Below are 24540 nucleotides of genomic sequence, written 5' to 3' on the forward strand. Positions count from 1 at the left end.
GTCAGGCTATTAAATGGCGAAACTTAATTGCTTCTAATGAAGGTAGAATTATTGGACAGATAGCGATTAAAGGATGTTATTTTAGTAAAAGTTAGCACTCATATAATGATAAAATCATTCCAAAATAACCTTATGTCACAATTTGAGGAGGTTAACATGGCTAATTTAAGACATCGAAAACCAGATGATCGATCAAATAATGTTGAACGCATTCGTGATATTGTTAAAAATACTGAAGAGAAAGTGCAGGAAGTAGAAATGAGTATGGAATTTGCAGATCCTCTAGAAAGTAACAGGCTAAAGGAAAAAAATAAGCGACGTAAACAGTCAATTGAAGCTTTAAAAGAGGAAATGAAAGATGAAATGACAGCACGAAAAAAAGGTGAAATTTAAAATTAGTTTCTAGAAGAATCAAATGTGATTCATGATATTGCCTACACTTACCATTCCCCAGTTGGCAAAAACAGATGGATTAGATGTTCCATAATGGACTTCTATATTGCCATCTGTTTTTATTTTGCACATGTTAACTGGATTTTTTTACATAAACACTAAATTAAAAAAGTACGTATATGAATTTCTTAAAAAAATGAACCTTTTCTAGTAATCATTTGTTTATAACGTAGAACCATCAGAAAGGAGTGCCTTGGATTGACAGAACGTGAATTATTCGATTCATACAACAAAGATGTTTACCGTACCTGTTATTACATGCTACGGAATGCCCAAGATGCGGAAGATCTCTGCCATGATGTATTTGTCACCGTCTTTCGTCAGGATTGGAGAAGTGTAGAGCATACACGTGCTTGGATTTTACGAATTGCGATGAATCAATGTTTAAATTTGCTTAAAAGAAAGCAAGCTCAGTTAAAAAAAGTGAGTCAGGTACAGTTGCTGCAGGAGCAAACTACGGCATCAGTTAAATCTGTAGATACCATTGTATTGGAGAAGGCAGCTGAGGAGGAATGGGAGGCCCTACTCAGACAGCTACCAGAAAAGTTAATGGCTGTTGTCACCCTACGCTACATTGGTGAGCTATCATTAGTGGAAATTGCGGAAACCTTAAAGATTCCAGTGGGAACAGTGAAATCGAGACTCCATAAGGCATTGAAAATCATGCGCAAAAAACTAGAACAAAATCAAAATTTATGGTTGAAGGGAGAGAATCAATTTGGAACGCATTGAAAAGAAATTGAAAAAAGAGATGAACACAGACCATAACATAAAGTATCCTGACTTTGAACAAATGTGGAACAGTATCCAGCAGGATGAACTAAAAATGGTAGATGAACCGATCGAAGTTCTACCTCGAAAAAGAAAGAGATTTGTTTTGGTTGCAGGATTAGCCGTCGCTCTAATGGCTACACCTGTCTACGCAGCACTGAATTATGATTGGTCAACTATTCTTTCTTATAGAGCTGGTATTCAGTCTGCATTAGATCAAGGCTTAGGGCAGACGATTGAACAATCTGTTACGAAGGATGGGTTTACGCTAACTGTACATACGGCGTTTATCGATGATAACAGAACCTTTCTTTTGTATAGTCTGAAACCTGATGCCTCTTGGGATGGAGAGGATATAGGCTTTGAACATACCAGGCTGAAAGATTCAAAGGGTAACTTTATTGAAGGGAATTATACACATTCTTGGAATGAGGAGCTTGGTACCTTTCAGGGTTATTTTGAAACGGATTGGGTTGCTGAAGGACAGACGACAGATGTGGAGCTTATGATGGAGAATATTCAATTCATCAGCGATAAGAAATATTCTATCGACTATAATCCAAATGACTTAACTACGCAAGTGTTCCCTATTCAAAAGGATGGAGTTGACACGGTGTCTATTCAATCTTTTGCACAAGATGAGGGTAAAAGATTGCTTAAAACGGCAGTTACACTTACAGATTTAAAAGTCCGAAATACAGGGATATTCATTGAGGCGATTAATAATACGAATCATTCAATTGAAACAGGGAAAAGATCTTTCATGGGAAAACAGGGAGCAAAAGGAGAATATTTTAGTCAGCAACTATTCGAGTCTGAAGCCTTACAAGAAGAGGGAACTAAATTCGAAATTTCTTATAATCGCATACTAGAAACAAAAGAAAGCACTTGGAATATGCAACTAAATCTCTCTAAAAAACAACTGGAAAATACGTCATTTAAGAAAGTACTAGATATTCCAATTGACAATGTGCCTGGTGGAACTAAAATTCATGAAATGACGGTTACACCGACCCAAGTTCGATTGATTCTTACTCAAGAAAAATACGAAACTTTCCCTTATATGGATTATCAACTGGATGTAGGTGGAACTTTATTGACTGGGTATATTTCGGGTGAGGATGGAAATCCTAATGAAACAGAGCTACGCTTTGAAATAACTGGACTAAATGCAGCTTCTTTGGAAAATCAGTCTTTAACTTTCGTTGCTAAGAACCGTGTTGAAGGTTTATACGGAGACGACAATTCAATTCAATTAACAAACATATCAGCAAAGCCTCAAAGTGTAACATCTAATATAGCAGGGTACCCAATTTCATGGACTTATTATATAAAGGACAATAACCTTTATGTCGAATCATTAAGCCCGGATCCAGGATTTGCTGGAGTCAATCAAACCTATTATTTAGAGGGTAAAGAAAAAATCTATGGGACACCTGAATTTATGGGCATTCTTGAAAATAATAAAAGAATGGATGTTTATGAGAATTTTGATAAGAAGGAGCTAGAAATTCTAATTTATAAATATTTAACTAACAAGCCAAATGATGAGCTACGTATACCCCTTACATTTGGAAAATAACTAAATTAGTAATCCCATCTATTTGACTTTTACTATTCAAATAGATGGGATTTTTGCTATAAAGATTAAAGAGCTTTACATAAAAAGAAATGTATCATATAGTTTAGTTAACTTAAATAAATTAATTATTACAGGAGAAGATACATGTCCTCTAACGAAAAAACACAAAAATCTTTTGCTTATAAGCTTGGATTAGGTATTATTATCTTTTCACTTTCTTTATGGTTAATCCCAATTATTACACCTTTCACACCGATACCTACAAAAGTAAAGGCAGGAATTATACCAGGAAGTATTATTTTGGCTGAAATCTTATTTTGGCTTGGTGCTTTACTTGTTGGAAAAGAAGTAGCCAACAAATTTAAAAGCTATCTAAATCCTAAAAAATGGCGAGAAAAAGGTGACACTCAAAAAAATGAAGAATAACCAGGTAGCGGAGCAAATAAATCAAACTATTGAAGATATTTGGATCATGCTTGAGAAAATGGAAAGAGCTTATACTAATTTCTCCTTAAATAATCAGCAATATGTTCTTTTAACATTAGTGATGCGTCATCCGTCCTGCTCACCTTCAGAACTAGCAGATAAAATGGCTATTACAAAAAGTGCAGTGAGTCAGCAATTAACCAAGCTTGAACAGGATGGCTATATAGTAAAAAGGCAACATGAGGAGGATAAGCGTGCCTTTTCTGTTGAATTGGGTGAGAAGGGTCTATTATATAAACAGAAAGTTGATGCCTTTAATCAACAGATTACAGAAAAGTACCAGGCTAACTTAACAACTGAAGAGTTAGCTGAAATGTTAGCTACTCTAGAAAAAATGAAAAAAATACTGTATGAATTTTAGAAAAAGTTTGACATTTTATCGGGTGTGTCTTATAGTAACCCTTAATATAAAAGGGGGAATAAACATGGTCATTACTCTTGTCCAATCATTCACAATAAAACATCATCATAATCACTAGTCTTGCTATCTTTATTAAATTATTAATATTGAATAGGAAGACTATTTCTCATGTAATCGTATAAATAAAGCTGATTTGAAGCTTTATCGTTATACGGTTTTTTTATTGCTTTAAAAATGAGGAGGAAATGATGATGAAAAAAATGGACTACCAAAATGTTCGAGGAACACAAGATTACTTATCAGAGCAGGAGGCTACTCGTCGTGTGATACGACGTACGTTAGAAGATACATTTATAGCCTATGGCTGCAGGCCGTTAGAAACACCTATTCTTAACTATACAGAGCTGATGGCTTCTAAATATGCTGGTGGTGCTGAGATTTTACAGGAGATGTATACATTAACAGATCGAGGTGAGCGAGATTTAGCGTTACGCTATGATTTAACGATTCCATTTGCAAAAGTTGTAGCGATGAATCCAGCGATTACTATGCCGTTTAAACGATATGAGATTGGCAAAGTGTTTCGAGATGGCCCGATTAAGGCAGGTCGTTTTCGTGAATTTACACAATGTGATGTTGATATTGTTGGAGTAGAGTCACAGGCTGCTGAGGCGGAGCTAATGATGATGGCGATAGATGCCTTTGACCAACTTAAATTGAAAATTAATCTCCAATTTAATAATCGCAAGCTTTTAGTCGGTCTGCTGCAATTATTTGAGGTTGAACAGGATCAAATGAATCGAGTTATTTTAACGTTAGATAAGATTGAAAAAATAGAAGAGAAAACAATGCTCGTAGAATTAAAGGCATTGGGGTTATCAGATAAGAGTATTCATAAAATAAAGCACTTTTTAGATAAACGTCCTCAAATAAGTATGGAGTATTTTGAAGGATTCGAGACCGAGAATGTTTTTTTACAACAAGGTTTACAGGAATTAATGGAACTAACTTCTTATTTAGAGGCACTTGGAATAAGTGAGCAATGTATTTTCAATCCATTTTTAGCGAGAGGACTTGAAATTTACACAGGATCAATTTATGAAATTTTTTTAGCAGATGGAACAATCCGCTCAAGTATTGGTAGTGGAGGGCGCTATGACAATGCAATTGGTGGCCTTTTAGAGGCAAATCAAACCTATGCTACTGTTGGTATTTCATTTGGTTTAGATGTCATCTATACAGCATTGGAGCTTTCGGGAAAAATAGAGCAAAACGCTCCTAGCGTGGATATTTATATTATTCCTCTGGGAACAGAAAAAGAGGCACTAAAGCTAGCAACTGCATTACGGCGAGAAAAATATAAAATAGAAGTTGAGCTAAGTGGGAAAAAAGTGAAAAAGGCGATGGAAAAAGCCAATCGTGAAAACACGCCAAAGGTTATTGTATTAGGAGATAACGAGGTCAATCAAAATATGTATAAAATAAAAGATATGAAAAGCGGTGAGGAAGAAATCGTTGCGTTTATCTTTTCAACACCATAGCATGGAAAAAACGGCTGATCCCACTCTATTAGAGGATTTGAGCCGTTTTTTTGGTTATTTTTCCGATTTAAAAACCAGTTTCCATATCAAAATGTTGATTAAGAAAAGCACAATGAAATATATAGTAGCACCGTATGTTATCTGAGCTATCAAATAGTTCAGCCCTACAAGTAAACCTAAAGGAAGCAATAATAAAAGAATCTTCCAGCCTTGTGCATCGTTAACTTCATCATAGGGCTTGGTAAAGGGTAATTTGTTTGTCATCATGACGAAACAAAGGATGGTATATAACCAGCTTGTGACCAAAACAACTAGTAAATCAGGGATAATTCGAATACCATAAATATAGCTAAAGACTATACTTAGTACTAAAAATAACGGAGTATACAATTTAATTAAAAATGCCTTTAAGCTACCTTTTTGTAAATCTGTATAATCTTTAAGCGGTAGCATTTTATAAATCCATGCGGCCTTATATTTAGCAGAGTGACCAAGCATAAGGACAGCGGATGGTATAATCATCATACTAAAATAGATATTTAAATAGCTCATACTACTAGCATAATCGACTTCTTCCCCTCGGCTAAAAGTAAACATAAAAATAAAGGGAATAATAAATGAAAAGCCTAAAGATGGGTAGACCTTTAGCTTAAACTCTCGCTCTTGCTTCATCATCAGAGCTGCGAAGCGATAGAAAGCTCGTTCCTCGTGTGTTCTACACACAATGGTTAATAAAAACGACTTTAGTCGATTGTTCTTTTCCTTTTTAGACTTACTTGTACTTAGCAGTTTTTGGAGATTGCGTTCAAAGGTTGGTATGAGTTTAATATAGATCCAAATCGAAATAATAGGTACAATCACTGCTAAGATGGTATAAATGACTGTCAATAAGGATGTGTCACCATGCAGTATGAGTTCATAAGGGGCAGCGAACCACATCGGTATTAAGAAGAGGTTCCACCAATGAAACGATACTACCATATCTAAATTGACGAATTCAAAGGATCGAATAAGAACTTGGTAGCCAATCATCAGCATTAGAGATAAAGCGATTTGTACATAATTAATCATATCCTTCAGCTTTTCACCATCGAAGAAGCGTAAAATGGCAATATATAAAATGGCTGTGATGGCAACTATAAATAAATTCATTAATAGAATCTCTAGACCTGTTAAAATAAAAAATACAATTCCTTGAGTAAAAAGGCTGACTATTAGAGGGATGGCTGTTAGGGCCAATGTTAAATAAGATAAATAAATAAAAATATGCATAAATTTTGCTGCATTAATTGTTTTAGCTGAAATAGGCTTAGTTGAAAGTATGCTTTTATCTCGTATATCTAAAAGCACAGAAGAAAAGTCAGAAATCAATGAAGTCATAATCAAAAAGATGATCATTGCAAAGGCAATACTCATCTGAAATAGAAAATTTTGACCAAATCCCATAAGCGGGATAAGTATAAGCCCGAATAACATATAAATCCATAGAGACTTAATGTAGCCGTACTTTTGATTGTCTTTCTTTTTGTTTTGATTAAATAGGGTAGGTACTTTCCGTTCATCCATCGTTAATTTTATATGGAGGATTTTTCTCATCATGTCATAATCAATGCCCATTTTTATAAAAAGCCATCGGAATTTATCAAGCAATCGTAGCGTTTTGAAATCTGTCATAATTGTCCACCACGAACGACGGACACAAATTTTTCTCCGATTTCCTGATGTTCATGAAATCCTGTTAACTGGTTAAAAATCCTTTCTAAAGTTCCTTCGGTATTATCTGCTTGTAATTGGGCAAATGTTCCATCCGCTGCGATTTTTCCATCATACAGCAGAATGATACGGCTACTGATTTTTTCAACGACATCCATAATGTGGGATGAGTAAAATATAGTCTTTCCGTTAGCAGCTAGTTGCGTTAAGATTTCTTTAAAAATCATGACACTGTTTGCGTCTAGGCCATTGATCGGTTCATCTAAAAATAGCAGGTCTGGATTATGTATTAGGCTTGCAATAATTAGTAGTTTTTGACGCATGCCTTTAGAATAAGAGGAAATTCTAGAATGGTACGCTTCACCAACTCCAAACAGTTCCATTAGTGATTTGGATTTGTCAGCCGCCTCCTCTAGCTCTAATCCATATAGCTGGCCGATGAAGGTTAAATACTCATAGCCTGTTAAGTTATCATAAACATCAGCGATTTCAGGAACGTAACCAATTCGCCGTTTATAATCAATTTGATCTTGCCTTATGCTTTTCCCAAAGAGCTTAATTTCGCCGCCATAATCACCTTCTAGCCCTAGAATAAGTTTTACAGTTGTACTTTTACCCGCGCCATTGGGGCCGATATAACCAATGATTTCACCTCTAGCTGCATGAAGGTCAATTCCTTTCAAGATTTCCTTGTTTCCATAACTCTTCGTTAAATTCGTAATTGTTAAAATCTCTTCCATTCTATAGCCCCTTTCAGTTATTTAGAAAAATTAACCATAATTACACTATATCATATTAAAAGAGAGGATATTCCTTTAGTTTAAATGAAACCAGTTCTATCAAAAATAGAGAGATCTTCTTATATAAAAAAATTTGAAAAACGAAATACATTTATTATTTTAAGGTAAATACGCTTTATTTATAGTCGGCTTATTTCAAAAAGTGAGGTGAATGTTACATGAAAAAAATTGAATTGGTATTGTCTGACTATGATCCAAATTGGGAAGAACAATTTTTAGATGAAAAAAGAAGTATACAAGAAGCTATTGGCCCTGCAATAGTTTTTTAGAAAAGGGCTGTGGGGCAAAGGAACATGTCATTTACATATAAGTGAATATAACAGTAGTGAATGGATTGACAAATGCCTGTTCCGAGATTATCTTCGATTAAATGCTCAAACGGCACATGAATATGAGACTTTGAAGGAACAGCATGCCTATCATTTTTAATATAATCGCCCAACATATACGCTGAAAAAAGAGCCTTTCATTCAAAAGGTGATTACTCAAGCTATAAATGAAGGCTATGAAAAATAGTAAAAAAGCCATTCTAAAAAAAATATTGAATGGCTTTCTTCTATATAATAGTCTATCTAGCAAGTTCAACAACTGTATCATAAAAAATATTAGTTGCTACAATAATATCCTCATCTGAACTGTATTCTAAGGGGTTGTGACTAATACCATCCTTTGAACGGACGAATAGCATTCCAATCGGTGCAATTTCAGCTATATTCATTGCATCATGCCCAGCACCGCTTATGAGAGAATAAGGTCGTATACCTTGCTTTTCAATACTTGTAGTGAGTTGCTGTTGTAGCATGGCATCCGTTTTTGCTGGTTTAATTCGCTGCAATACTTTTGAAGTCAATGTAACATGTCTTCGTTCAGCAATTTGTTGAAGTTGTTGCATAATTTCTTGTTCTAATGCACTTACTTTATTTTCGTCAATATCACGAAGATCAATCGAGAACGTGACTTTACCTGGTATAACGTTTGTCCCATTTGGAGAGACCGTTAGCTTACCAACCGTTGCAACGGAATCTGTTGTATTGTTTAATAGTTGCTCAATAGCTAAAATCATTTCGCTTGCTGCAGTTAGAGCATCCTGACGAATGGGCATAGGTGTGGCACCAGCATGTTCACTAACCCCTGTTACGGTTACCTCTAACCATAAAGGGGCAGCAATACCTGTGACTACACCGACTGGTAGGTCTTCATTTTCTAATACTTTTCCTTGCTCGATATGCATTTCTAAATAAGCTTTTATGTCATTACGATGCACTTGTGTTAAAGGATAAGGTGATAAATGGAAATCCCTCATGGCTTTTTCAATAGCAATGCCAGCTTCATCTGTATGCTGTAATTGCTCCTCTGTTAAAAGACCAGCCATTGCACTACTGCCAAGGAGCCCAAAGCCAAATCTCGTTCCTTCCTCATCCTTAAAAGCGACAACTTGAATTTTTTTAGAGGGTATCAACTGTTGCTCATGCATAGTATGTACCACTTCAATAGCTGCTAGCACCCCTAATGCTCCATCATATTTGCCACCCTCTGGTACTGTATCGATGTGAGAACCTAGCATAATGGTTTCATTTCCTTCACCATATGTACCAATAAGGTTTCCAACTGCGTCGATTGTGACATTCATACCTGCTTGTTCCATATAAGTTGTGACTAACTCAATGGCCAGCTTTTCTTCTAGTGTGAACGAGAAGCGGTTAATGCCACCTGTCTTTTCATTACGACCAATTTGACTTAAGTCTTGAAGATGCTGTACGAGCCTAACTCCGTTAATCATGACATCACTCTTTCATTTGGAATTGGAAGTGGCACTGTCCTTCACGTAAAACAAATTGATCATGTACCACCTCTAGGCTTTTATTGTACCCTTTAGCAATAGAAGGGTCGATGACTTTACAATACAGAATGCCATATTTACCCATATTATCATCTGCCCATTGTTGACCTAATGGGCAATGAGTAAACGTTTGTTCAACCTCATTTTCTTTATAAACGGTTTCGATTTCAAACAAATCACTACGACCCATATCATAGTTAGTTAAATAATGCTCCACGGAATTTTCTAGGCCGTTTGTGCGAGCACGTTGAGCAATACCTTGGCCCCGCTTATGGCCAAAACGTTCTACTGCCCGCATAATCACTTGTTCACCAGCTTCTCCATATTCGTCTACCACTGGCTTGGCAATCTGTGCAAACATTTTAGAAAATCGAGCAAACGGTGTTAAATCAGCAAATTTCTCTTCACCTACAACGATTTGAGGTAAGTATTCAAAGAAAGTATGATTTTCACCTTCTGCTGTTGCTTTTTTCGCCATGGCTTCAGCATCCTTTAAACCAAACGCCTCTAAACCTTTTTGTACTAATCTCCGACCATGCTCTCCATACTGCTCTGTAATGGAGAGATGTAATTCTGTAAACATTTTTGCAGTAATTATGTCCATAGATAAAGCCTTCATCATTAATTTTTCCTCTGCCATTTTATGAGCCCCCTCATTACAAATCATATTGATTTACTTGGATTTTATTTTTATTATAGAGGTGGCTAGTAATTTAAATCAAATGAATATTTACACAATCCAATATGAAAAAAAATCATAAAAGGAGCAGAATAGCATGGCTACATTAGCACAATATATTGCTTTCCATACACTTATCGATACAGGGAATTTTACAGAAACAGGCTTAAAGCTCAATCTCACACAGTCTTCAATCAGTCATACGATTAGTAATTTAGAGGCAGAACTAGGGCTTTCTCTAATTATTCGAAACCGCAATCATATTGTTTTAACGAGTGAGGGGAGAATTGTTTACGAACATATCTCAAAAATATTGCAGCAACAACAGCAGCTTGAAACCTCTGTAGCAAATTTAAAAAATCTCATTGGGGGGACGTTATCGGTTGGTATTCTACCAAGTGTTTCCTTGGTGTTATTACCAAAGGTTTTAGCGTATTTCGAACAACATCATCCAGACCTACAAATACGTTTGATGGAGGGAGATTATGATCAAATCGAAGAATGGCTTCATAATGGCGTTGTCGATATCGGTTTTTTAGTGCAACCAAATTCTAAATATCTTGTATTCGATGCGATTTTTAATGATGAGCTTGTTTGCATTATGGCACAGGAGCATCCATTGGCGAAGGAAGAGATGCTCTCTCTAGAGCAATTGCAGGATGAACGCTGGATTATGCCTAAACGTACGATTGATCGAGATGTATCAAAGATTTTAGCTAAACATAAAATCCATCCCAATGTAGTCTATGAACTATCAGTAGACCAAGTCATTTTGACAATGGTCAATGAAAATTTAGGCATTTCTGTTGTGCCCAACTCCCTTTTACTACATGCACCAAGTAACCTGATTAGAAAAAAATTTTATCAAGCTTATATTAGACAGGTTGGAATTGCACATAAACACAGTATTCATCTTTCTCCAGGAGCTTTGAAGTTTGTAGAAATATCGAAATACTTTGCCTCCTTTTTACAAAATTAGTTATTGACAATTAAAAAAACCCGAACTATTATCTGATAAAACCAATTGGGATTGTTTTGATTAATCAGATGGAGGACTTTGGGTATATGCATACAATTGTTTATGTTGAAATATTTGTCTATTTACTCGCTATGCTAGGAGTAGGGATTTACTTCAGTAAAAAAGATTTATCACATAATGATTACTTTCTAGGGGGAAATAAACTACCGGGCTGGGCGTTAGCCTTTTCAGAGCGTGCAACGGGTGAATCCGCCTATATGTTTTTAGGGGCAATTGGCTTTATTTATGTGGCTGGGTTGTCTGGCATTTGGATTTTATCTGGCATGCTTTTAGGCGTTGTTGTGTCATGGCTATTTTTATCAAAGCGCTTTATGACAGAGCAACAAAAATATAAGGTGAATAGCCTAACAGATTATATTGCTGTTAAATTTCCAAAGCACGCAGATATAATTCGTTGGTTAGCTTCTGCAGTATTGGTGTTATTCTTTGTTTGCTATTTAGCAGCTCAATTTTCCGGGATGGGTAAAACGATTTATTCATTTTCAGGACTCAACATCACATGGGGAACAATTATTATTGGAGCAATAATAATTGCCTATTCATGTATGGGAGGATTTATGTCCGTAGTTTGGACAGATACAATCCAAAGTTTTTTAATGCTGATCTCGTTCGTCATTGTACCAATTGCAGCTTATATGGAAATTCAACATCAAGGTTTAAGCATTTCAACAGAGCTTGCACAAATGGGCAATGGTGCGGATAGTTGGGTTGGAGGCTTAAATGGACTTGCCTTAGGGGCGATGTTATTTACAAATCTATCATGGTTCTTTGGCTGGCTTGGGGGGCAACCTCAATTGAGCTCTCGCTTTATGGCTATTACGACTGAAAAAGAGCGAATTACTGGCCGTAATATGGCGATTATTTGGACATTAATTGTCTATGTGGGTGCCTTTTTATCTGCCATTTTCGCGTCCACTTTGTATAAGCAAGGTTCTATTGAAGATCCTGAAATGATATTGCCGCATATGGTATTTGAAATTTTACCACCTTGGGTTGCAGGAATTATTGTGGCTGGTATTTTAGCAGCTATTATGTCAACGGCTTCGTCTCAATTGTTAGTCATCACAACATCGATAAGTGAGGACATAATTCATAAAACTTTACGTTGGAATATTTCTAGCAAAAAATTGGTTCACCTTTCACGTCTAGTGGCTGTTATTAGTGGGATTGTGGGTATTATCATTTCACTCAAATCAGGTTCTGTGATTTATAGCTTAGTATCCTTTGCATGGGCAGGGATTGGCAATACATTTTCGGTTGTGATCCTTTTAATCTTTTTCTGGAAACGTGTTTCAGGCATTGGGGTCATTGCTACAATTATTGTCGGTTTTATTAGTGCGATTGTATGGTCCCTGTCACCTATGGAGGCCGTTGTGTCAGCCAAGGCAGCGACATTCTTTATTTGCTTAATTGTTGGAGTTGTGCTGTCTTTAGTATGTCCTGATAAAAAGGAAAACGATCTGAATGATATTTTAAAATAATAATAAAACTCCTCTTTTGCTGATATATTTCTCAAAAGGGGAGTTTTCTTTTTATGCTTATGACCATATTGAAATATGATAGAAAGAAGAGCAACCACTCTAACAGGAAATTACATAATGTGTGGACCTTTTTGGTTAACAGGGTTTATGCAAAAATGAAGCAAGGGGGTTAGGAAGTGTTTAGTGATTTTAAGCTTATGGATGAACGACCAGTTTATGTACAATTGAAGGATTATGTTCAAGACATGATTGTCAAGGGGCATCTGTTGGAACATCAAAAACTTCCATCTACCCGTGAACTTAGTAAGTTATTAGCAATCAGTAGAAACACGGTGCTGAACGCATATGCCGAATTAGAGCTAGATGGCATCATCTATGCATTGAAAGGAAAAGGGCATTTTATCGGAAAGGTTACTACAATGAAAACTTCTTCTGTTGAAATAGATTGGAAACAAAGGCTGAGTGAAACAACTTTATTAGCTGATGAAATTGATTTAATACGACAAGATATACACTGGAAAAAAGGTATGATTTCATTTACTAGTATAGCTCCAGAAGAAAAGCTTTTTGATGTGGAAAATTTCAAAAGGGCATTTCTCACAAGGATGTCCATTGAAGGAGATATTGTCTTGAACTATGGCTATGCCAAGGGGTATAAGCCCTTAATTGACCATCTTCTTAGCTATATGGAGATGAAAGGTGTGGACATTTCGAATAAGGATATATTAATTACAAATGGTTTTACAGAAGGTCTAGATATTTTATTGTCCTCTTTAGCTAAAAAATCAGGGCGTGTACTATGTGAAAATCCTACACATCATGCAGCATTGAAGCTTTTCCGTTTGCATGGGTTAGACATACATGGCATCGATATGCAAGATGACGGGATTGACATGGAACAGGTGGAAGAAACGTTAGCAGATCAGGATTTTGATTTTGCCTATCTTATCCCGTCCTATCATAATCCAACAGGAATTGTCACTTCCTCCGAAAAAAGGAGTGCTATTTTTCAGCTTTTCTCCAAATATCAAATACCCATTGTAGAAGATGGTTTTAATGAGGAGTTAAGGTATTCAAGTTCGCATTTGGCACCACTAATCGCTTTTAGTGGTACAGGTAATAACATTGTCTATATTGGTAGCTTTTCTAAAATTCTTTTCCCTGGCTTACGTGTTGGCTGGATTTTAGCAGATAAGGAGTTAATTGATAGCTTGGAAAGTATGAAAAGAGCTCGAACAATTCATACATCAACCCTGGATCAGGCAGTGTTATATCAATATTTACAGGATGGTTACTTTGAAAAATATTTAAAGAAAGCAAGATTTGTTTACAAGAAAAAATATGAGCTTGCCCGTCAAGCCTGTATGCAATATCTTCCCTTTAGCAGGATAACAGGGGATGGGGGACTTCACCTTTTTATAGAACTAAAAGAGGATGTAGATGCACGTTTGTTGCTTGAGAAGTGCTATGACAAGGGCGTGGTATTTTATCCAGGCGATGTATTTTATACAAATGGGAGAGGTAGTAATACATTTCGTTTAGGTTTTTCTAGGTTAGCAGATGACGATATTATTCGAGGTATTCAAATCATTGGTGATACATTGACAAACGTTATGAGGAGTTGAAAAAATGAAGGTTGGCGTAATTATGGGTGGTACTTCCTCTGAAAAGCAGGTTTCCATCATGACAGGTAAGGAAATGGTCGCTCAATTAGATAAGCAAAAATACGAAGTTGTGGCCATCACATTAGATGACAACAAAGAGGTAATTGACAAGGTGGGTGATATTGATGTGGCTTTGTTAGCACTTCACGGTAAGTTTGGGGAAGATGGTACGATTCAGGGGGTACTAGAAACGTTAGGTATTCCTTATACAGGAAGCGGTCTTCTAGCAAGTAGTTTGTGCATGGATAAAAATATGGCTAAAAAAATCCTTCGCTATGAAGGTGTCGCAACTCCAGATTGGGTGCATCTCATAAAGGGAGAGGAGTTGCCCTTACAGGATATAGAGCTTATGGGTTATCCACTTGTAGTTAAGCCAAATGCTGGTGGTTCTAGTGTGGGTGTTCAAATTGTCCATGATCGGAGTGACTTATTGGCTGCGATTACAGAGGTATTTAAGTGGGATAACGAAATCATTATTGAGCAGTATTTGATTGGTGACGAAATTACATGTCCAATACTCAATGAACAGCTATTGCCAGTCCTGTCAATCAAACATACAGCAGTATTTTTTGACTATCAGGCAAAATATGATGATGCTTCTACAGTAGAGGAACCTGTGGAACTACCACTTGCAATTCATGACCGAGTGGCAAAGGCTGCGATGATTAGTTACAAGGCTTTAAGATGCAGTGTCTATGCAAGAGTAGATATGTTAATTAAGGATGGCGTTCCTTATGTGTTAGAGGTTAATACATTGCCTGGCATGACGCAAAATAGCCTCCTACCAAAAAGTGCCCTTGCTGCGGGGATCAGCTATTCAGCACTATTAGACAGCATTATCGAAAGCTCTTTACAGATGGATAGAAATAGGTAAATAGAAAAACAAAACCGCCGATAGAATTTGTGAAAGGTGAAAATGGATATCCGTTGCAAGCTACTTCTAATGAGTCATTAGATCGTTACTGTTAGGATGAAAGATAAGGAAAAGACACTTTTGCACATATGGTTGATTGGAATGGAGCCAGCGTCACTCCTACGGGATTAAGCGACTCATCGGACGTCCCTTGGAAAGAACGCTGGCGGAACGGAAATCCCCCCTCGCTTTGCCAAAAGATCTTTTTTCTGCTAGTGACATGAATATTTTTTCAACAACATAAAACACCTTTTGTTGTTACCTACAAAAGGTGTTTTGACTGTTTTATGATTTTGCTAATTCAATAAAGCCTTCTCCGAAAACGTCCCTTACATCATGAATGGCAATAAAGGCGTCCTTGTCTACTTCTTTGACAATTTTTTTAAGCTTTACAACTTCTTGTTTACTAATAACAATATACAGGATTTCCTTTTGTTCCTTTGTATAATAACCATGACCTGATAGAACAGTTACCCCACGATTCATATAAGCAGTTACCTGTCCAGCAATGTCTTCAGGTTTTTTAGAGATAATGGTAACTGCCTTTTTAGGGTTAACCCCTTCAATAACAAACTCCATTACCTTTGTACCAACATACAGCATAACAATTGTTAGCATTAATGCCTCCGCACCAATGATAAAATAAGATGAAAATGCAACAATTAAATCGAAGAATAAAAGTCCATAGCTAATACTCCATCCAAGATATTTGTTAGTGATTCTCGCTAAAATTGTAGAACCTGCTGTTGTACCACCAACTCTGATAATCAAGCCAATACCGACTCCTGCAAATACGCCACCAAAAATTGTATTGACGATAATCTCATCTGAAGAAATAGACCACGTTTCTGTTAAATGTAAAAATAAAGAGTGGAATGAGACCGCAATGATTGTATAAATTGTTGTTTGTCTATTTAAAAATTTATAACCAACGATAAGTAAAGCTGCATTCATAGCAAAGCTGACAATACTTGGCGACCATCCGAACAGATAATAAGCAATAATCGTTAAGCCTGTTACGCCACCTTCACCTAAATCATTTGGAATAACAAATAAGTTAACTGCTAGGGCAAAAAGCAGTGATCCCAGCATAATCATTAAAATATCGATAACGTATTTCTTCATTCACATAACACCACCAAATCAAATTTTATTTTTTCTTAAATTCCATACTATATCAGGTTTTCACCAAATGATATACTTTTTGGAATGTTCATTTGTGATATATCGACAGTAATAAGTGTGTCTTTAGAGAGAACTTTGGAAACTTGACATATTATAGCCAGAATTTATAATAGTTGTAACACCGCTAGGAGGGTTATTAAAAAATGACACATGCTATGAGACTACGTTTCCCAATATTGAACCAATAACTGAATAGGGCCAAACTCTATTTTGTGACACCAGAGTAAATGGGATAGTCTGTCCTTTTTTAATCATCTTCATAATCATGAGAAAAAGAGACGCTTGTCTTACAATAAATCTCTTTTACTTTACCTCACAGGCAAATTGTCTGTGTTTTTTTATTGAATGTAGGGAGGAAAGTGAAATGTATAGTCTATTATTCTTTTGATACGAGCTTTGATTAAAAGCTCGTATCGATACCATCGCTATCGATACGGAATGATCAATTTCGGGAGGTAGCAATATGGAAAAGGTTTGCTTTGAGTTAGAAAATGTAGTCGTTACTTATTTAGATAAAGAACTTTTAAATATTGAAAAATTAGCTGTGCATCAATTTGATCGGATAGGTATCGTTGGCAAAAATGGTGCAGGTAAAAGTACGTTGATGAAGTTACTTGCTGGCAAGCTACAACCGGTAAGTGGGAAATTGAAAAGTCATGTGCATTTCGGATATTTTGAACAGATGGAGGCACCAACGTTAATAGAGGCAGATCCACAGTTATTAGGGAAATTAGCAGTACCTACTTATTCTGAAGGGTTAAGTGGTGGAGAGCAAACAAGATTAAAGCTAGCTCAATTATTTACTTCTTATGAGGAAGCTTTGCTTATTGATGAGCCGACAACACATTTGGATCAACTCGGAATCTCCTTTTTATTAGATGAATTACGTTATTATTATGGGGCACTCGTGCTCATCAGCCATGATCGTGCTGTACTAGATGAGCTGGTTACAACGATATGGGAGGTAGATGGTGGTAAGGTAACGATTTACTCAGGCAATTACAGCGATTATGTCATGCAAAAGCAATTAGAGCAAGATCAACAAAATCAGGCTCATGACCAATATTTGAAAGAAAAGAACCGACTTGAAAAAGCTGTAGATGAAAAAATGAAAAAAGCTGAAAAAATTGCTCAGGCAGGCAATATGTCTAAAAGAGAGGCTAACGCTAAACCTAATCGTATGTTTATGACAAAGTCCAAAGGCACAAGTCAAAAAGCCGTACAGCGTGCAGCAAAAGCTATTGAACATCGGATAGGGAAGCTTCAAAAAGTAGAAGCGGTGCAGGAAGAAAGAAAAATTGTTTTTCAGCAATCAAAAGCATTGGCATTGCATAATAAGTATCCCATTATGGCAGATCGATTCACTTTATATGCTCAAGATAAGGTGCTATTACACGAGGTCAGTTTCCAAATCCCGTTAGGTAAAAAAATTGCGCTTACGGGTAACAATGGTAGTGGTAAAAGTACATTACTAAAACATATAGCCAATAATGGTGAGGGAATAACTATTTCTCCAAAGGCTAAAATAGGTTATTTTCATCAGATGAGCTACCAATTTGCTGGTGAGGAAACAGTGCTACAATTTTTAAAGAATCGCTCTGAATATGATGAAAGTTTATTACGAAGCGTACTTCATTCCATGCAGTTTGCTGGCACTGATTTACAAAAGAAAATTACCACACTTAGTGGTGGTGAGGCCATACGCCTTCAGCTTTGTCAGCTATTTTTAGGAAATTATAATATTTTGCTGTTGGATGAACCAACTAATTTCTTAGATATTCAAGCACTCGAAGCCCTTGAGCAATTTATAGCTGCTTATGAGGGAACAATAATCTTTGTCACACATGATAAAAATTTTATCGACAATGTAGCAGATATTCAGTTTACTGTTCATAATAAAAAAATACTTTAAGTGAAAAGGTGCGATTCCATTAGGAGAATTGCACCTTTTTTAGTGAATTTTTATTAGAAAGGAAGGTTAATGGAAAATTTCGGCGAAGGTGTAGATAGACAATATGAAAAAGGATGATGAACGATGATAAATACGGATGTGACGACGAAACTAAAAATCAATCAGCCAGCCTATAAAGTATTTGAAGCCATTATTTCCCCTACTGAAATCGGTCATTATTGGTTTTCTAGCAGTTCTGAAAGATGGGCAGAAGGTAAAAGGATCACGCTTAATTATGAGGAGTATGGTGCAGAAGGTGTGATCACTGTGCTTGAAATGGAGATGAATAAAAAAATTGTGTTTGTTTGGGGAGAAGAGCATGGTGAAGTGACAATGGTTACCATCACTTTTGAAGAATCACAAAGTGAAACAATTATTACTGTTGTAGAATCTGGGTTAAATGCACATGACCCAGAAATTGTGACAAAAATGATGGGCCAAAAAGAGGGTTGGGTCTATACATTAACGTGCCTCAAAGGATATTTAGAAAATGGGGTTAGCAATTTACGAGCTTCTCTAGTTCATTAAGGAGGAGAGGTATGTCAACGATCGAAATAGCATTACGATTAAATAACCAGTCGTCTACAGTATTACAGCAATGGTTGTTAGAAGCAGCTGAGTGAGGGAGGGATGAATATGAAAAAGTTGTATTGGATGATTGGCGGTGTTTTGGTTTGTATAGGTTTTGTATGTAGCATTATTTTTTGGAAGTTTCAAAAAGAAATCAAGAAGAACGATCCTGAATATATCGTGCAATTTATCAAGGAACATAAAGAGGATAAAAATATTTCCGTAGCCATTCAATATAATCAACAACATTGGGTGGAGCTAAACACCAAGGAACAGCTACCGTTAGCAAGTACGGTTAAAATAATCGTAGCCATCGCCTATGCGCAACAAGCAGCTGATGGCCGTATTAATCCTAAAGAGCAAGTAAATCTAAAGGAGTTAGAGGCATTTTACATTCCTAAAACAGATGGTGGCGCACATAAAGCATGGTTGGCGCAGTTAAACCTTCAGGGTGCAGATAGTGTACCTTTAAGTGAAGTAGCAAATGGCATGATTGCCTATAGCTCCAATGCAAATACGGAATATTTAATGCATGTATTAGACTTTCAAATAATTAATGATGTGCTTACACAGTTAAATGTAGAGGATCATGAACCTTTGTATCCAATTGTAAGTGCACTTTATATTCCCATTCACTTGATGGAGGAAAAAAATTTAACGAAAAAAGCAACATTAACTGCTTTGCGAAAAATGGATATGGTTGAATATCGAGAGCGTGCATTGGCTATTCATTCGAATTGGATAGAACATCCTTTAACAATTGAGGAGAAAACAAAAGCTCAAAAAATGCTCAATATGGATTTTCAAAAGATATGGTCTGATCGTTTAATAAGGGCCACAACAAGTGATTACATCTCTATTTTAGAAAAATTGAATGGTAAAAATTTCTTTAGCGCAGAAGTACATAAATATTTAGATCCCGTGTTGGAGCAATTGATGCAGAATCCTAGAAATCAAGCATGGTTAAAACATGCAGGTCAAAAGGGAGGATCGACGGCATTTGTATTAACACTAGCAGCCTATGCGGAAGATAAAGATGGAAATCAAACAGAGATAGCCTTTTTCGCTAACAACTTAAATACAATGGAGCAGATTAAGCTCTCCAATAGTATGAATAGTTTTCAATTGAAATTTCTTACAGATGATAAATTTCGTAAGCGTTTGAAAGAGGAATTTTCCGAGTTGTGAGTTGCCCATAGATAAGGCAACTCATACTATTGACTACGCTCATCAATCAGTTTTTCAAGAAATTCTGAGAAAGAAGAGGCATATTCTTAGATCATGTCATTCATTAAGTCATAGCACATAACTGGAAATTCGCCGTGTTCATCTTTAGACGAACGATCAAAGAAGTACAATTCGTCAGAGTCTGGAATAAATAAATCCAATCTATTCGGAAATTGTTTACACCACTCCTCGTCAGCCAAGTTAAGACGATGTATATAGAGAATATCATGATCATTGATGTCTCTGTATGCTGGTGGACCGATTGAGAGAATAGATCCACCAGTCAGCTGCCCATTGCCATAATTTTTTAACCACCAGCAATAGGATGGTGGTAATTCAAATCCTAACTCTGCTTCACTTCTACAATCCATTCATGTTTAACAACGTGTCCAGAAAACCATTTAATTGCAGGAGTGCCTGCAAGTTTTTCTGTTAATCTAGCATACACTGTATCTACCTCCAGTCTATATATAAAGATTACTCAATTAAGTCACACTACATGTGAGTACCTTCTTTCATTCAACTGCATACTATAGCGTTATCATGTATGAGAGGATTGAGATAAATGTACCACCCTTATTACGGTAATTATCAATCGTATCATTACGGTTATCAACCTGTTTATTGGGCCTACCCAAATCAGGCAGAACGAGAGCCAAGAAGTAATGTCCAGAATGATTTTGGACCAACACCATTTGTTATCGACATTGAAGAGGCTACAAAGCGCAATAATAATTATCGTACAGCATTGTGGACAGGGTCAAACTTACAAGTAACGGTGATGAGTCTTAATGTCGGAGAAGATATTGGTTTAGAAGTACACCCACATGTGGACCAATTCATTTGTATTGAGGAGGGGCATGGATTAACTCAAATGGGGCCAACTAGAGATTATTTAAACTATCAGAGACATGTCGCAGAAGATACGGCTATTATGGTACCAGCAGGAACATGGCATAATATTACGAATACAGGGGATAAACCCCTAAAGCTTTACACGATTTATGCGCCACCAAATCATCCATTTGGGACTGTACATGTAACAAAGGCTGAAGCTCTTGCGGGTTATGGACAGCATGACTAGGGATCATAAAAGCGTGTTTTCATACAAAACATGCTTTTTTCTTGAATTATGATAGAATGTGTTTTAATTGCAGATAATAAAGGTCCTGAATGAAGGGTGATGAATGATGAAGTATTCAAAAGCAACAAACTATGCTTTACATACAATGGTGTTTTTAACACGCAATCCTAAAGGGAAATCAATGAGTGTAGAGTCTTTAGCAGAAATACAAAAATTATCTCCAACCTATCTATCGAAAATATTAACAAAGCTAGTGAAAGCAGGTTTAATTGAGTCGAATCCAGGTGTTAACGGTGGTTACCGCATTTCTAAGCGCTCCCAAGAAATTTCGTTTTTAGAGGTTATTTATGCGATTGAAGGACAAACCTCATTATTTAGTTGCTCTTCTGATCACGAAGATTCCTTCCATCATCAAGGCTGTCTCATTGAGCAAGTGATGGTAGATGCTGAGAATAATATGAAAGAAGAGCTTAGTAAGAAATTTATAATAGATATAGCTAATAAAATGGAATTAAAAGGATAGCAGCTGGAATAGGAACTAGGGTTTCGCCCCTAGCTCCTTATTATTTTAATTGCATGAGTGCGCCAAAATATTGCTGTGCTGTTGTGAAGCAGATAAATGCTAGTAGCTCACTAATCTCCGCTTCTGTTAAATATTCTTTTAATACAGCCGTGACATTGGGGGCGGTGTGCCCCTTAGCAGACAAGAATGCTTCTGCAAAACCTGTACATACTGCTGTTTTCTCATCATAGTGCTGAGGATTGGGCTTCCCTTTAGCCTGACAATACTGACAGCCATTTTTTTGAGCTAAAGTTTTTCGAACCTCTTCTTTTAATGAAGCGGATAGATGCCCGTCTTTTTCGAGTACCTCCCCCAACTGCTGCCAGTGCAGCTGAATTCCCTTGTTGTAGCCTAATAATTGTTGAAAGGGTGTTAAGCCCTTGTCATATAATTGAATAAGTGTCATTAATCATTCCTCCTTCTATTAATTAGTGTAAAATGTTCATAACGAAGTTAATATATCAATTCGAAGGGAAATATGATTGTTTTCCTTCAAAAAGAAGGGGTATTTACAAAATGGATTTCATTAACGAAATGATACTTAAAGAATTAAAAGAAGATAGTCGAATTTCTATGAGCGAGCTAGGAAGAAGGGTTCACTTATCTGCACCAGCAGTTCGTGAAAGAATAAGACAATTAGAGGAACAGAAGGTCATTAAGAGATATACGTTGGCTATTAATAAAAAAGCATTGGGTTATCCAATTGACGCTATTGTTGAAGCGACAATCAAAAATAACCGCTATGCAGACTTTAAAGAACATCTGAAAGTTTATACAAATATAGACTTCTGTTATCGCATTTCAGGTGAATCATGTTTTTTATTAAAGGGGCATTTTCAATCTTTTCCTGATGTAGAGCAGTTTATTGATGCATTACAACCATATGCGCATACAAAAACTAATTTTATTTTTTCAGATATATGTGAGGACGTATAGAAGATATGTATGGAAATCAAATTATTTGAAGAAGAAATTAATGATTTAGTTCATTTATTGACGCAAAATAAATGGTTGTATCACACCAATCCATACATAAAAGAAGAGGCTGTTCGCACCGCATATGCAGAGGGATACTATCAGAACAATCGTGAAACACATTGGATACTTGAAGATGGAGAAAAAGTTGGCGTTATCTTTATTCATGATATAGACGATACGATCCCCCTTTTTGATCTCCGTTTAGATGCAAATTATCGAGGCAAAGGATATGGTGTCAAAGCACTTCATTGGCTACAAGAATATCTGTTTGCCGAAAGAAAGAAAATTCGTATTGAAGGCTACACAAGAGTTGATAATATAGGAATGCGAAAATGCTTTAGTAAAGCTGGCTTTGTGAAGGAAGGGTATTGAAGAAATGCTTGGGAAAATGGCGATGGTACCGTGACAGATAGTATTGTCTATGGTGCCATTAAAGATGATTGGGTAGTAGGGAAGTCGAGACCAATAAAAATAGATGAAGTCCCATTTTAAAGTATTTGAGAGGAGTTATAGCATGGAAAAAGACGTATTAAATGCCTTAAGAAAATCATGGTCCATTCAATCAAGTTCTAAATGGAGTGTGGACAACCCTGCAAAAGGACAATGTGGCGTCACTTCATTAGTTGTGCAGGATATTCTTGGCGGAGAAATTAGGAAGACATTTCTTGAGGAAGGCTGGCACTTTTATAATATTATTTATGGAGAAAGAAAGGATTTCTCCGAGGAACAATTTCCATACCTAATCGACTACCAAGATATTGATTCAAATAGGGTAGAGGCTTTTCAAGATACTAATGATAGTCAATATCGTTATCTAAAAACACAAGTTTATCAGCTTTTAGGGAAGGCAGAGAATTAATTATCTCTGCCTTTTTAATTTTCAAAACAAAGTTGTTGACGTGTATAAAAATATCGTGTTATTATTATCTCGAATTCAAGATAAATAAATTCAAGATAAATGAATTCGAACCTTTAGCTTCGTCAGGAGGTATAATTATGGGGTTTTTTAATAAATTTTTTAATACAAAAAAAGAGGAGGAACAAACAATGGCAGAATTAAATATTGGTATTATTATTGGATCAACTCGTGAGGGGCGTGTAAGCCCTCAAGTAGCACAGTGGGTAAAGGAAATTGCAGATCAACGTGGAGATGCCAATTATACAGTGATTGATATTGCTGATTATAAATTACCATTATTAGGTGAGCCAGGACAGGATGCTTCAGGAGCACAAGGTTGGTCAGAAATTATTGCTAAACAAGATGGTTTTGTATTCATCGTACAAGAATACAATCACTCTATTACAGGAGCATTAAAAAATGCACTAGACTACTTACGTGTTGAATGGAATAACAAAGCAGCTGGAATCGTATCTTATGGTTCTGTTGGCGGTGCTCGTGCAGCAGAACATTTACGTGGGATTATGGGTGAGCTTTTAATCGCAGATGTGCGTGTTCATCCAGCACTATCATTATTCACAGATTTTGAAAATGGCACAGAATTTAAACCAAAAGAAGTACAAATAGATTCAGTAAACCAAATGTTAGATCAATTGATCCCATGGTCTAAAGCGTTGTATACAATTCGCTAAGCTTTTACAGATTGAGGTAGGTATAAATAGAGCATAGTATAGGTGAGAAATATAGTCATGAAAGGGCTTG

At 36.3% G+C, this 24540-nt stretch carries 29 protein-coding genes; 21 read left to right on the top strand and 8 right to left on the bottom strand.

Features of this window, described 5'->3' with window-relative positions; translation table 11 throughout:
* Positions 1-156: 156 nt before the first annotated feature.
* The 6 genes from RCJ95_RS06950 to RCJ95_RS06975 all read left to right on the top strand — a co-directional run bounded on the left by RCJ95_RS06950 (position 157) and on the right by RCJ95_RS06975 (position 5194).
* The gene (locus tag RCJ95_RS06950; protein WP_369354933.1) at positions 157-393 is read left to right on the top strand and encodes a small acid-soluble spore protein Tlp; all 237 of its coding nucleotides are present in this window, start codon (positions 157-159) and stop codon (positions 391-393) included.
* 258 nt (positions 394-651) lie between these two features.
* Positions 652-1185, top strand: coding sequence for an RNA polymerase sigma factor (locus RCJ95_RS06955; RefSeq protein ID WP_004225288.1), 534 nt, complete (start codon positions 652-654; stop codon positions 1183-1185).
* A complete protein-coding gene (locus tag RCJ95_RS06960) occupies positions 1172-2806 on the top strand; it encodes a DUF4179 domain-containing protein (protein ID WP_446722070.1) in 1635 nt (544 codons plus the stop codon). Before RCJ95_RS06955 ends, RCJ95_RS06960 begins: the two co-directional genes overlap by 14 nt.
* A 144-nt stretch (positions 2807-2950) precedes the next feature.
* The gene (locus RCJ95_RS06965; protein ID WP_312129444.1) at positions 2951-3232 is read left to right on the top strand and encodes a transporter suffix domain-containing protein; all 282 of its coding nucleotides are present in this window, start codon (positions 2951-2953) and stop codon (positions 3230-3232) included.
* Entirely contained in the window at positions 3222-3653 is a 432-nt protein-coding gene (locus RCJ95_RS06970; RefSeq protein ID WP_446722071.1) for a MarR family winged helix-turn-helix transcriptional regulator, read from the top strand. Before RCJ95_RS06965 ends, RCJ95_RS06970 begins: the two co-directional genes overlap by 11 nt.
* 251 nt (positions 3654-3904) lie before the next feature.
* The gene (locus tag RCJ95_RS06975) at positions 3905-5194 is read left to right on the top strand and encodes a histidine--tRNA ligase (protein WP_446722072.1); all 1290 of its coding nucleotides are present in this window, start codon (positions 3905-3907) and stop codon (positions 5192-5194) included.
* 54 nt (positions 5195-5248) lie between these two features.
* Here the strand turns inward: RCJ95_RS06975 and RCJ95_RS06980 are convergent, their stop codons facing one another.
* Entirely contained in the window at positions 5249-6868 is a 1620-nt protein-coding gene (locus tag RCJ95_RS06980; protein ID WP_446722073.1) for a hypothetical protein, read from the bottom strand.
* Positions 6865-7647 (bottom strand): ABC transporter ATP-binding protein, encoded by a 783-nt coding sequence (locus RCJ95_RS06985; RefSeq protein ID WP_221681760.1) that lies wholly within the window; start codon positions 7645-7647, stop codon positions 6865-6867. Before RCJ95_RS06985 ends, RCJ95_RS06980 begins: the two co-directional genes overlap by 4 nt.
* 366 nt (positions 7648-8013) lie before the next feature.
* On the opposite strand from RCJ95_RS06985, the gene RCJ95_RS06990 reads away from it, so the two are divergent.
* The gene (locus tag RCJ95_RS06990; RefSeq protein WP_376747238.1) at positions 8014-8136 is read left to right on the top strand and encodes a GrpB family protein; all 123 of its coding nucleotides are present in this window, start codon (positions 8014-8016) and stop codon (positions 8134-8136) included.
* A 139-nt stretch (positions 8137-8275) separates the two neighbouring features.
* On the opposite strand, the gene RCJ95_RS06995 is transcribed toward RCJ95_RS06990, so the two are convergent.
* Both RCJ95_RS06995 and RCJ95_RS07000 read right to left on the bottom strand, forming a co-directional pair.
* Positions 8276-9487, bottom strand: a complete 1212-nt coding sequence (locus RCJ95_RS06995; protein ID WP_446722074.1) for a hydantoinase/carbamoylase family amidase — start codon at positions 9485-9487, stop codon at positions 8276-8278.
* A 4-nt stretch (positions 9488-9491) separates the two neighbouring features.
* Positions 9492-10187 carry an L-2-amino-thiazoline-4-carboxylic acid hydrolase gene (locus RCJ95_RS07000; protein WP_257520788.1) on the bottom strand — a complete coding sequence of 232 codons (696 nt, stop codon included), beginning with the start codon at positions 10185-10187 and terminating at the stop codon, positions 9492-9494.
* Positions 10188-10323: 136 nt separating this feature from the next.
* Here RCJ95_RS07000 and RCJ95_RS07005 point away from each other — a divergent pair, with 136 nt between their 5' ends.
* The 4 genes from RCJ95_RS07005 to RCJ95_RS07020 all read left to right on the top strand — a co-directional run bounded on the left by RCJ95_RS07005 (position 10324) and on the right by RCJ95_RS07020 (position 15284).
* Positions 10324-11205, top strand: a complete 882-nt coding sequence (locus RCJ95_RS07005; protein ID WP_221681753.1) for a LysR family transcriptional regulator — start codon at positions 10324-10326, stop codon at positions 11203-11205.
* An 86-nt stretch (positions 11206-11291) separates the two neighbouring features.
* Positions 11292-12746, top strand: coding sequence for a sodium/proline symporter (locus tag RCJ95_RS07010; protein ID WP_221681747.1), 1455 nt, complete (start codon positions 11292-11294; stop codon positions 12744-12746).
* A 176-nt stretch (positions 12747-12922) separates the two neighbouring features.
* Complete coding sequence (pdxR, locus tag RCJ95_RS07015; RefSeq protein ID WP_369578165.1) at positions 12923-14371, top strand: MocR-like pyridoxine biosynthesis transcription factor PdxR; 1449 nt, start codon at positions 12923-12925, stop codon at positions 14369-14371.
* Between the two features lie 4 nt (positions 14372-14375).
* Positions 14376-15284, top strand: a complete 909-nt coding sequence (locus RCJ95_RS07020; protein ID WP_221681745.1) for a D-alanine--D-alanine ligase — start codon at positions 14376-14378, stop codon at positions 15282-15284.
* Between the two features lie 324 nt (positions 15285-15608).
* On the opposite strand, the gene RCJ95_RS07025 is transcribed toward RCJ95_RS07020, so the two are convergent.
* Positions 15609-16448 (bottom strand): YitT family protein, encoded by an 840-nt coding sequence (locus RCJ95_RS07025; RefSeq protein ID WP_004231561.1) that lies wholly within the window; start codon positions 16446-16448, stop codon positions 15609-15611.
* A 203-nt stretch (positions 16449-16651) separates the two neighbouring features.
* Between RCJ95_RS07025 and RCJ95_RS07030 the strand changes: the two genes are divergently transcribed.
* The 4 genes from RCJ95_RS07030 to RCJ95_RS07045 all read left to right on the top strand — a co-directional run bounded on the left by RCJ95_RS07030 (position 16652) and on the right by RCJ95_RS07045 (position 20217).
* The gene (locus tag RCJ95_RS07030; RefSeq protein ID WP_115364072.1) at positions 16652-16696 is read left to right on the top strand and encodes an erythromycin resistance leader peptide; all 45 of its coding nucleotides are present in this window, start codon (positions 16652-16654) and stop codon (positions 16694-16696) included.
* Positions 16697-16971: 275 nt separating this feature from the next.
* Entirely contained in the window at positions 16972-18420 is a 1449-nt protein-coding gene (locus RCJ95_RS07035) for an Msr family ABC-F type ribosomal protection protein (RefSeq protein ID WP_313150329.1), read from the top strand.
* 123 nt (positions 18421-18543) lie between these two features.
* Positions 18544-18987 carry an SRPBCC family protein gene (locus RCJ95_RS07040; RefSeq protein WP_313150330.1) on the top strand — a complete coding sequence of 148 codons (444 nt, stop codon included), beginning with the start codon at positions 18544-18546 and terminating at the stop codon, positions 18985-18987.
* A gap of 108 nt (positions 18988-19095) precedes the next feature.
* Positions 19096-20217, top strand: coding sequence for a serine hydrolase (locus tag RCJ95_RS07045; RefSeq protein WP_103118968.1), 1122 nt, complete (start codon positions 19096-19098; stop codon positions 20215-20217).
* Positions 20218-20303: 86 nt separating this feature from the next.
* Here RCJ95_RS07045 and RCJ95_RS07050 read toward each other — a convergent pair whose 3' ends face one another.
* Positions 20304-20627 carry an SMI1/KNR4 family protein gene (locus RCJ95_RS07050; protein WP_255601489.1) on the bottom strand — a complete coding sequence of 108 codons (324 nt, stop codon included), beginning with the start codon at positions 20625-20627 and terminating at the stop codon, positions 20304-20306.
* Complete coding sequence (locus RCJ95_RS07055) at positions 20600-20704, bottom strand: sugar kinase (protein ID WP_312129458.1); 105 nt, start codon at positions 20702-20704, stop codon at positions 20600-20602. The genes RCJ95_RS07050 and RCJ95_RS07055 overlap by 28 nt, the downstream gene beginning before the upstream one ends.
* A gap of 117 nt (positions 20705-20821) precedes the next feature.
* Between RCJ95_RS07055 and RCJ95_RS07060 the strand changes: the two genes are divergently transcribed.
* Positions 20822-21340 (top strand): cupin domain-containing protein, encoded by a 519-nt coding sequence (locus RCJ95_RS07060; protein WP_221681740.1) that lies wholly within the window; start codon positions 20822-20824, stop codon positions 21338-21340.
* A gap of 103 nt (positions 21341-21443) precedes the next feature.
* The gene (locus RCJ95_RS07065) at positions 21444-21863 is read left to right on the top strand and encodes an Rrf2 family transcriptional regulator (protein ID WP_221681738.1); all 420 of its coding nucleotides are present in this window, start codon (positions 21444-21446) and stop codon (positions 21861-21863) included.
* 40 nt (positions 21864-21903) lie between these two features.
* Here RCJ95_RS07065 and RCJ95_RS07070 read toward each other — a convergent pair whose 3' ends face one another.
* Positions 21904-22308, bottom strand: a complete 405-nt coding sequence (locus tag RCJ95_RS07070) for a carboxymuconolactone decarboxylase family protein (RefSeq protein ID WP_221681736.1) — start codon at positions 22306-22308, stop codon at positions 21904-21906.
* Positions 22309-22418: 110 nt separating this feature from the next.
* Between RCJ95_RS07070 and RCJ95_RS07075 the strand changes: the two genes are divergently transcribed.
* From RCJ95_RS07075 to RCJ95_RS07090, 4 genes are all read left to right on the top strand, one after another.
* A complete protein-coding gene (locus RCJ95_RS07075; RefSeq protein ID WP_257520782.1) occupies positions 22419-22838 on the top strand; it encodes an Lrp/AsnC family transcriptional regulator in 420 nt (139 codons plus the stop codon).
* 9 nt (positions 22839-22847) lie between these two features.
* A complete protein-coding gene (locus RCJ95_RS07080; RefSeq protein WP_255601483.1) occupies positions 22848-23252 on the top strand; it encodes a GNAT family N-acetyltransferase in 405 nt (134 codons plus the stop codon).
* Between the two features lie 142 nt (positions 23253-23394).
* The gene (locus RCJ95_RS07085) at positions 23395-23739 is read left to right on the top strand and encodes a YunG family protein (protein WP_221681733.1); all 345 of its coding nucleotides are present in this window, start codon (positions 23395-23397) and stop codon (positions 23737-23739) included.
* Positions 23740-23876: 137 nt separating this feature from the next.
* Positions 23877-24470, top strand: a complete 594-nt coding sequence (locus RCJ95_RS07090; RefSeq protein ID WP_257520779.1) for an NADPH-dependent FMN reductase — start codon at positions 23877-23879, stop codon at positions 24468-24470.
* Positions 24471-24540: the final 70 nt, after the last annotated feature.

It is taken from the genome of Lysinibacillus sp. BSL11, assembly GCF_052928325.1.

Excerpts from the sequence above, each read along its gene's own strand:
- RCJ95_RS06950 (WP_369354933.1), top strand. The coding sequence starts at position 157 with ATGGCTAATTTAAGACATCGAAAACCAGATGATCGATCAAATAATGTT.
- RCJ95_RS06965 (WP_312129444.1), top strand. The coding sequence starts at position 2,951 with ATGTCCTCTAACGAAAAAACACAAAAATCTTTTGCTTATAAGCTTGGA.
- RCJ95_RS06970 (WP_446722071.1), top strand. The coding sequence starts at position 3,222 with ATGAAGAATAACCAGGTAGCGGAGCAAATAAATCAAACTATTGAAGAT.
- RCJ95_RS06975 (WP_446722072.1), top strand. The coding sequence starts at position 3,905 with ATGAAAAAAATGGACTACCAAAATGTTCGAGGAACACAAGATTACTTA.
- RCJ95_RS06980 (WP_446722073.1), bottom strand. The coding sequence starts at position 6,868 with ATGACAGATTTCAAAACGCTACGATTGCTTGATAAATTCCGATGGCTT.
- RCJ95_RS06985 (WP_221681760.1), bottom strand. The coding sequence starts at position 7,647 with ATGGAAGAGATTTTAACAATTACGAATTTAACGAAGAGTTATGGAAAC.
- RCJ95_RS06995 (WP_446722074.1), bottom strand. The coding sequence starts at position 9,487 with ATGATTAACGGAGTTAGGCTCGTACAGCATCTTCAAGACTTAAGTCAA.
- RCJ95_RS07000 (WP_257520788.1), bottom strand. The coding sequence starts at position 10,187 with ATGGCAGAGGAAAAATTAATGATGAAGGCTTTATCTATGGACATAATT.
- RCJ95_RS07005 (WP_221681753.1), top strand. The coding sequence starts at position 10,324 with ATGGCTACATTAGCACAATATATTGCTTTCCATACACTTATCGATACA.
- RCJ95_RS07010 (WP_221681747.1), top strand. The coding sequence starts at position 11,292 with ATGCATACAATTGTTTATGTTGAAATATTTGTCTATTTACTCGCTATG.
- RCJ95_RS07020 (WP_221681745.1), top strand. The coding sequence starts at position 14,376 with ATGAAGGTTGGCGTAATTATGGGTGGTACTTCCTCTGAAAAGCAGGTT.
- RCJ95_RS07025 (WP_004231561.1), bottom strand. The coding sequence starts at position 16,448 with ATGAAGAAATACGTTATCGATATTTTAATGATTATGCTGGGATCACTG.
- RCJ95_RS07035 (WP_313150329.1), top strand. The coding sequence starts at position 16,972 with ATGGAAAAGGTTTGCTTTGAGTTAGAAAATGTAGTCGTTACTTATTTA.
- RCJ95_RS07040 (WP_313150330.1), top strand. The coding sequence starts at position 18,544 with ATGATAAATACGGATGTGACGACGAAACTAAAAATCAATCAGCCAGCC.
- RCJ95_RS07045 (WP_103118968.1), top strand. The coding sequence starts at position 19,096 with ATGAAAAAGTTGTATTGGATGATTGGCGGTGTTTTGGTTTGTATAGGT.
- RCJ95_RS07050 (WP_255601489.1), bottom strand. The coding sequence starts at position 20,627 with ATGGATTGTAGAAGTGAAGCAGAGTTAGGATTTGAATTACCACCATCC.
- RCJ95_RS07060 (WP_221681740.1), top strand. The coding sequence starts at position 20,822 with ATGTACCACCCTTATTACGGTAATTATCAATCGTATCATTACGGTTAT.
- RCJ95_RS07065 (WP_221681738.1), top strand. The coding sequence starts at position 21,444 with ATGATGAAGTATTCAAAAGCAACAAACTATGCTTTACATACAATGGTG.
- RCJ95_RS07070 (WP_221681736.1), bottom strand. The coding sequence starts at position 22,308 with ATGACACTTATTCAATTATATGACAAGGGCTTAACACCCTTTCAACAA.
- RCJ95_RS07075 (WP_257520782.1), top strand. The coding sequence starts at position 22,419 with ATGGATTTCATTAACGAAATGATACTTAAAGAATTAAAAGAAGATAGT.
- RCJ95_RS07080 (WP_255601483.1), top strand. The coding sequence starts at position 22,848 with ATGGAAATCAAATTATTTGAAGAAGAAATTAATGATTTAGTTCATTTA.
- RCJ95_RS07085 (WP_221681733.1), top strand. The coding sequence starts at position 23,395 with ATGGAAAAAGACGTATTAAATGCCTTAAGAAAATCATGGTCCATTCAA.
- RCJ95_RS07090 (WP_257520779.1), top strand. The coding sequence starts at position 23,877 with ATGGGGTTTTTTAATAAATTTTTTAATACAAAAAAAGAGGAGGAACAA.